Source organism: Flavobacteriales bacterium (assembly GCA_019694795.1).
Lineage (GTDB): Bacteria > Bacteroidota > Bacteroidia > Flavobacteriales_D > UBA2798 > UBA2798.
In genome coordinates, this window is the sequence record JAIBBF010000092.1 from 1 (window position 1) to 7,427 (window position 7,427).

8 protein-coding genes are annotated in these 7,427 nt (G+C 41.9%); all 8 read right to left on the reverse strand.

Annotated features, from left to right (window positions below):
- Positions 1-54: 54 nt before the first annotated feature.
- A complete protein-coding gene (locus K1X56_14415) occupies positions 55-918 on the reverse strand; it encodes a GIY-YIG nuclease family protein (protein ID MBX7095912.1) in 864 nt (287 codons plus the stop codon).
- Positions 919-924: 6 nt separating this feature from the next.
- Positions 925-1,161, reverse strand: a complete 237-nt coding sequence (locus tag K1X56_14420) for a hypothetical protein (protein ID MBX7095913.1) — start codon at positions 1,159-1,161, stop codon at positions 925-927.
- Between the two features lie 143 nt (positions 1,162-1,304).
- The gene (locus K1X56_14425) at positions 1,305-2,438 is read right to left on the reverse strand and encodes a site-specific integrase (GenBank protein ID MBX7095914.1); all 1,134 of its coding nucleotides are present in this window, start codon (positions 2,436-2,438) and stop codon (positions 1,305-1,307) included.
- Between the two features lie 420 nt (positions 2,439-2,858).
- Positions 2,859-3,929: a cytochrome-c peroxidase gene (locus K1X56_14430; GenBank protein ID MBX7095915.1), complete on the reverse strand. Its 1,071-nt coding sequence runs from the start codon at positions 3,927-3,929 to the stop codon at positions 2,859-2,861.
- A gap of 73 nt (positions 3,930-4,002) precedes the next feature.
- Complete coding sequence (locus K1X56_14435) at positions 4,003-5,013, reverse strand: c-type cytochrome (protein MBX7095916.1); 1,011 nt, start codon at positions 5,011-5,013, stop codon at positions 4,003-4,005.
- A gap of 14 nt (positions 5,014-5,027) precedes the next feature.
- Positions 5,028-5,786: a hypothetical protein gene (locus tag K1X56_14440; GenBank protein ID MBX7095917.1), complete on the reverse strand. Its 759-nt coding sequence runs from the start codon at positions 5,784-5,786 to the stop codon at positions 5,028-5,030.
- 10 nt (positions 5,787-5,796) lie between these two features.
- The gene (locus tag K1X56_14445; protein ID MBX7095918.1) at positions 5,797-6,561 is read right to left on the reverse strand and encodes a hypothetical protein; all 765 of its coding nucleotides are present in this window, start codon (positions 6,559-6,561) and stop codon (positions 5,797-5,799) included.
- A gap of 29 nt (positions 6,562-6,590) precedes the next feature.
- A partial coding sequence (locus K1X56_14450; protein ID MBX7095919.1) for a hypothetical protein occupies positions 6,591-7,427 on the reverse strand: 837 nt, incomplete at its 5' end.

Genomic DNA, 7,427 nt, shown 5'->3' on the forward strand with positions numbered 1-7,427 from the left:
TTAACCACAAATGTGTCTGCGGAGCACTGAACCGCCACTTTTGCCAAACCCGTGTTATGCCTTCGTTGTTTTTTCATTCGTTTCAAATTCCTTCAACGTTTTCCCGTCTTTATTTTTCCATTCTGTCAGTCCGTTTGCATTGCGTCCCATAACCATAACTGCTGCTGTAGATGGACTACTAAAAATATAGTCGTCAGAAAATTCAAAGTATTCTCCTTTGTCTACTAGCACTCCTTCGTCAATTAGTTTTTGTCTGTAAGTGATGAAGTTTGGAGTCATTGAATTTACAATTGTTGAAGCAGCTTTGGAATTTTTGAATACTACAAAACCGTCAGAAGTCGGTTCACCTTGTCCGTCAGCACCACGAGCAGCTTTAATGAAAAAGGATTCTTGTTTTTGTTTAGGTTTAAATTCTCTTTTTTCGTCAAATACTTTATGACCAAGCGTATTTACAAGCATTTTTATGTATTCAATAAATTCTTCCATTTCGGCTCTGTCAGATTCAGAGATTGAGGATTGAGTCGGAATAATAGAATTGTCAACTGTGTAGCGATTGGCCGATTTTGCAATGTCGTGAAGCCGATTTTCTAAATATTTTATGTGAGCTTTGTTTAAGTTCTCGTCTTTGCTAATAAAAACAATTGCTTCGTTCCAGAAATCCTTTTGAGTCAACTGTTGGTTTAGTCGTTTTAAAATGGATTCAGCTTCACCAATATACACTTGGTCTTTTCCGGCATCATCTTTTCCAAAAAGTAAGTAAACACCTGTGCTTGTTAAGTCGTCACGGTCTGAGCAGTCCTTGATTTTAATTCGAGGAATTTTATAAGCTTTTCCAGACCAATTGGAAAGTTCACAACTCATTCTCCCATTGGGTTCTCCGTCAATGAGGAATATTTTAATAGTCTTTCCGAATTTCATTCTTAATTAATATACAAGTTTATAATCTTCTAACATTTCTTTCAGGTTTTCATATTCCATTTTTTTGGTAATAGGATTCCCGTCATCATCAATGTCGTCTTTGGATTTATAAACTACGTTGATTTTTCCGTTTTTTGTGTTTTGCAAAACTCCGTGTGCTCTGCCGTCAATATGATATTCCCCGCAGTCCATGTAATCGGGGTCATTTTGAAGAATACTGTCCATTTTTTGTCTTACTGTCATATTTTTTGTTTTAAGTTGTTTTCGTCTTTACAATGAGGCATAACGTTGTTGTATGTCTGCCTACGGCAGGCATAATCGGTAAAAAGAGGTGATTATGGATGCCTGTAGTCAGTTCTAACGAATTTAAGGAAGGGGAGGGGGATTTACAAGCTATCGAATGGACTTTTTACGTTCTGAAGCGATTTGGTGCTTACATGTGTATATATCTCCGTTGTTTTGGAACTGTTATGACCCAAAATGGTCTGTATATATCGCAAATCGGTGCCGGCTTCCAGCAGATGGGTGGCAAAACTGTGACGAAGCCAATGCAGACTAACCGGTTTTTTTATTCCCGCCTTTTCAACGGCATGCTTTAATACGGAGGCCAGACTTTTTTCGGAATACTGACCACCGTACTGACCTTCAAAAAGCCAATCGTGCGGACGATAAACTTTATAATAATCACGAAGGAGTTCCAGAATTTTAGGAGAGAGATTAACAGTTCGGTCCTTACCGCCCTTCCCTTTTCGTATAATAATCATCATGCGTTCCGAATGGATATCACTTTTTTTTAGGTTCAATAACTCACTTCTGCGCAAACCTGCCGAATACAACAGCGAAAGCATGGCTCTGTGTTTAATGTTTTCAGGAGCATCCAGAATAGCTTTTACTTCCTCCTTGCTCAAAACATTGGGAAGAGATTTTATGCGTTTCGGTCGGTGAATGAGTTCCGGATCAATGGAGATTTTACGGATTTCCCGAAAGTAAATTTTTAATGCATTCACCACCTGATTCTGATAGGAAAATGAAAATTTCCGCGCGAGGATAAAATGGTTGTTAAAATCAATCAGATCCTGTTCGGCATAATCTTCAAACGAGCGATCCGGAAAAAAGGCGAAGAAAGCTTTGAGAGCATCAGAGTAGGTGAGGACGGTATTATGACTATAGCGTTTACTTTTTAAAAAGTCGCGGAATTTTTCAAGCTGATCAATCAACTCCGGATTTAAGGGACGCTTAGCGGTATTCGCCACCGGGTGAAGCATGGTATGGTGACCGCTTTCCTGGAACTCAAATTTTTTACTTAGAACAACACGCGCTTTATTTCGCATCGTATCGAGAAGCAAAAGCAAACTATCTTTTCGGTACGGCATATGCCATGCCCGTATCGACCGGCTCCAGCTTGCGCCCGGAATTTTTTTTAATTCAGTATGCAAAAGAGCATTGTATTCAAACTCAAGTTTCAGACGCGCCTTCCCCTTATGAGAAATTTCGCGAACCGTAATAACAGGTAATTCCATAATTGTAAAAAGATCCATCAAACCTCAGAATTAAATGAATCCATTCGCAATCAAAATCTCCCGCAACTTACAGTTCGGTCAAACCAATAACAACCAGAAATCCCTCACTTTTTAAATCTAAAAAACCAAACAAAAACCGAGTGCAACTCAGCATCATCAATCTCTAAATGTTGCCACCCCTTAGTGTTCTTTTTTTTAATAAAAACGCTTAGTGCACCTCGGTGTCCTTAATGCCTCAATGGTATTCCTCAACCACTACCACTACCCACTACCCACTACCCAATTCCCACTACCCAATTCCCACTACCCAATTCCCACTACCCAATTCCCACTACCCAATTCCCACTACCCAATTCCCACTACCCACTACCCACTACCCTTAGTGCCTTCGTGGTATCCCCAATGGTATTCCCAATGGTATCAATTCGGATCCGCAAACGCAGGATTATTCACAAAATCCCAATCGGTAAGCGTTAAAAGAAAATTCTTAATATCAATTTTCTCCTGAGGATTCAAACCAACACCACCATCCGCAGCAAACTTCATGAGCGGATCAATGGTAGGAGAAACAACCAGACCGGTGCTGTAATGCTCTATCACCTGATCTAAGGTGGTAAAACGACCATCATGCATGTACGGAGCGGTGAGTTCGATATTGCGTAAGGTAGGACCTTTAAAACGGCCATTGTCGTTCGGGTTACCGGTAACGCCGCCGCGACCTAAATCACTGAAGGTGGCATCGAGACCGTTATTGGCGAAAAGTTGTTTCGACATCAGCACGGGACCATGACAGTGAAAACAGTCTGCACCTGAAATGCCATTGTTTTCATCTTTGTCGCGCATAAACAAATCGTAACCGTTAGCTTCAGAAGAAGTGAAGGATTCTTGTCCGCGTAACACACGGTCGAATTTGGAATTACCGCTAATGAGTGTGCGTAAAAATTGAGCAATGGCTTTTACTACACGCACCGAGTCAATACCCGGTGTACCGAAAGCATGATGAAACATGTCGCGGTATTTTTCATCGGCCTGAAGTTTGCGAACAACATTCGGCCAGGTATCATTCATTTCATTTGGGTTAACTACGGGACCAAAAATCTGATCTTCGAGTGTAGCAGCGCGTCCATCCCAAAAGAAAAAGCGTTCCCAGCCGAGATTAATTAATGCCATCGCATTGCGGTTACCTTGCGCACCGGTGATGCCGGTAGAAAAACGGGCAGGATCGGAAAAGGCAGTGCTTTGGATGTGACAACTGGCGCAGGATTGGGTAAGATCACCGGAGAGTTTTTTATCGTAAAAAAGATGACGACCCAATTCAACACCTTCCACCGTCATCGGATTACTTTCCGGAACTACCATCGGAGGAAAACCTTCCGGAATTTGCAGTACATAGGGTGTAGGGACATATTCCCCAATGAAAGGATCCTTGCTGCACGATTTTAATGCAACAACAGAAATCAAAATCAAAACGAGAATACCAATACGTTTCATAAGTCTAAAAATACAAAAACAAGAACGAAAAACAGCAATGAAAATCACAATTCCGTCACAAAGTGATAAAGCACTACGGACGGTGAGCGGGATTGTTCAGGAAATCCGTATCCGTCAGCGTTTTGAGGAAAGCGATTAAATCATCTTTGTCCTGCTGACTCAGTAAAAAACCGGCAACGAGCGGACTCTGATTATGATTTCCGGCACCTCCTGCTGCATAATGATCAATCACATCACCGAGTGATGCCAGACTTCCGTCGAACATATACGGAGCAGTAACTTCTACATTGCGCAACGAAGGAACACGAAATTTACCGCTGTCTTCCGGACGCAAAGTAATGCGTGCTCTTCCTGTATCCGGATACACGACATACAAACCGTTATTTTCAAATTGATTATTGCTGAAATTATATCCACTGTGGCAATCACTGCAGTGAAGCGAATCAGAAAAAAATAAATCTTTTCCGCGCAATTCAGATGCCGTTAATATTCTTCCCGCATAGAGATATTGATCATACTTCGAATTTCCGGAAACAAGGGTGCGCTCAAATGCAGCAAGTGCACGGGTAATAACATACGCATCGAAGGCGCGTTTGTAAGCGTAAAGACTTTGATCGCGGTAATAAGGATCATCCTTTAGACGTTCAACAGCCAGTAAAATATCAAAGGCCATTTCATTGGTGTCGGTTAAGGGTGCATGCACTTGCAGTTCCAGTGTAGGTACACCGCCATCGCGCATAAATGGAGCAACCCAGGCAAGATTTTGCAGGGGAGGAGCATTGCGTTTTCCAATGTGTCCGGTTACACCAAAGCTCAGTGCTTTATCGTCCGAAAAAGCAAGTTGCGGTAAATGGCACGATGCGCAGCTGATGGTATTATCTACCGAAAGTCGCGTATCGAAAAACAATCGTTTTCCCATTTCCACGCGCGATTTGGAGAGATAATTATCGGCAGGAATATTCGGAATGGGAAAACCTTTGGGAATTTCTAAATCGTAATGATCAGAATACACTTCGTCCTCTTCACGTCTGCATGCAGAAATGAAAAGTGTAAATAGTAAACTGATATAAACTAATTTTTTCACGGAGTGATGTAAAATTAATTCACGCTAAATGCAGCGCGGGCAAGTTGAATAAAACGTTCTGCCAGCGGATAATTATCGGAAGTATGTGTGCCATTATCGGTTTTCACGTCAATGGTATCGCTAATGCCAACCAGTAATTTGTACACATCCAGATCCACGTTAATCGAAGTGGTTTGATTTTCTACAATAGAAATCGGAATCATTAAATCTCCAACTTCACCATACAACGCATTGGCACCGGGGTGAAAAAAGAAAGTGCGATCCATATTTCCGGCAAGTGTACCACTGGTATCGGCTCTTCCTTCGTACTTCATAAAGATGTAACCGGTGGACCAACTCCAGTGTAAATCATTCGCCATGTTGGTAGAAAATGGATGCGACGCAGGTAAGGAATTCGGGTCGCCTAGGTTCATGGTAGAATCAACGCCTAATCCAAAACGGACACCGGTAAATGTTCCAGGGCTTAGCTGCACGGAAAAACTGTTGGAGGAACCGGCATAATCTACAATGGCGGCATCTTTTACTTCGCAATAATTTCCGGAACCATCGCGCAAACGGAAATGATGAATCAGGTATTTCATCGTTTCAGGTTTAATGCGGTAGTTGGATGCACTGTTGTAAATGGTATTGAGGACCATCGGCTGGCCATTGAAGGAAGCGGTAAAATTCACCTGCAAGGTGCCTTTGGGATCGCTCACCGGAGGATCCTGGTCTTTTTTGCAGGAAGAGGCCAGACTAACAATGGCCAGCGCGATAAATAGGGTCTTTTTCATAAATGAAAAATTAATGGGTATGAACGGAGAATACAGAATCAACGTTATTAATAAACTGCGTTGCAAGCATCATATTGTCCATTGTGTGTGTGCTGGAACTTGCAAGCGACATATCAATACCGTCAAAGAAACGTAAATAATCAATTTCCATGTGAATCATATTGGCAGTATTTGCGGTCATGTCGGTATGTACGTGTAATTCAACTCTGCGGTACAAGGCATTCATACCAATGTGAAACTGATAAGGCGTTTCAGCAACACCATCGGCATTACGGTCAGCATTTCCTTCAATCACTACAAAACGGTATCCTGAGCTCCAGCTCCAGTACATCGAAGGCGATTGCACACCTAATGCAGAACCTGCAGGTTGAGTGGTAGGATCAACGGTTAAGTTAAGTGTAGTATCCACACCTACATTAAACGATAAAGCATGCACATGGGTTGCAGCAATTTCGCCGAAAGAAACGGAGGTAACCGTAGGTTTTAACAAATAGTGATTGTTGTCTTCGAACAAAACCGTATCCACATCATCCACCAGGGTAAAACCATTCACATACATATCGGCACGGGTGATGGTGAACACATTTCCGAATCCGTCGGTGTAATTGGTGTTAAAGGTTAAGGCATTGGCACCTGCCATGTGCGAAATTTCCAGATTTACGGTGGTAGGATCAGGAGTAGTGGTTGGGGGAGCATCTTCATCTTTACGGCAAGAACTGAAAGCAACAACAGCTGCCATTGATAAGAAACTGAATTTTATAACGGAGTTTTTCATTTTAATTTAAATTTTGATTGGTTATGTGATTATAAACTAATGGTGACTCCACATACAAAACGATTCACCACGGGAAATTGTTTGCCTTCGAAATTGTTTTTTAATGCAGGTTGATAACTAAATTGGAATTGGGTACTGCCTGCGAAAAAATCGAAGCCGGTGCTGAGTAAAAGCACATTTCCGCCCGAATCGTTTAATAGTGCGCCATGATCTTTATCTTGTTGTGCATGTTCAAAAATCAATCCTGCACCGGGGGCAAAAATGCGTCGCGGAGCAAGTTGTTTCCGGTAAAAAAGTAAAACGCTGTAATTGGTTGTATTTCCATAGTGGTGCTCATCTGTACCCACCGTGTTGAGGCGGTAACTCAACTGATGGTTCCATCCGAAATTTTTATAAAGGCCGGAGTACTCGGCACGACTTATAAAATCCACACTTCCGGTAGATCCCTGCAAATCGAGATCCGCCTCTGCACGATGGTAGCTGAGATGTTTCATTCCAAACGGAAATTTTATCCCCGCGCCAACCGATAAGCGATGGAGATATTTTTTTTCCTTTTTAGAACTAAACAATTGATGATTCACTAACACAATCGGATCGCCCGCACCAAATACATCGTATTGGGTGTAGCCGTTAATGCTACGGTAATTATTTACAAGCGGAACAGCACCAATAAGGTCCCATTTCTTCTTTTTACCGATATAATAACGAAAGCGAAGTTCCGCTACATTAAATATTTCTTTTCCTTTTTTAAGTTCATCAACCGGCACCGAAGAAGCATGGCGCGTTTGTAATCCCTGTGCATTGAATTCCCCATACAAAAACCGGCTACGGTAAATGATACCGAAAGAATTTCTGTAATCGTTGGG

Excerpts from the sequence above, each read along its gene's own strand:
- K1X56_14415 (MBX7095912.1), bottom strand. The coding sequence starts at position 918 with ATGAAATTCGGAAAGACTATTAAAATATTCCTCATTGACGGAGAACCC.
- K1X56_14420 (MBX7095913.1), bottom strand. The coding sequence starts at position 1,161 with ATGACAGTAAGACAAAAAATGGACAGTATTCTTCAAAATGACCCCGAT.
- K1X56_14425 (MBX7095914.1), bottom strand. The coding sequence starts at position 2,438 with ATGGAATTACCTGTTATTACGGTTCGCGAAATTTCTCATAAGGGGAAG.
- K1X56_14430 (MBX7095915.1), bottom strand. The coding sequence starts at position 3,929 with ATGAAACGTATTGGTATTCTCGTTTTGATTTTGATTTCTGTTGTTGCA.
- K1X56_14440 (MBX7095917.1), bottom strand. The coding sequence starts at position 5,786 with ATGAAAAAGACCCTATTTATCGCGCTGGCCATTGTTAGTCTGGCCTCT.
- K1X56_14445 (MBX7095918.1), bottom strand. The coding sequence starts at position 6,561 with ATGAAAAACTCCGTTATAAAATTCAGTTTCTTATCAATGGCAGCTGTT.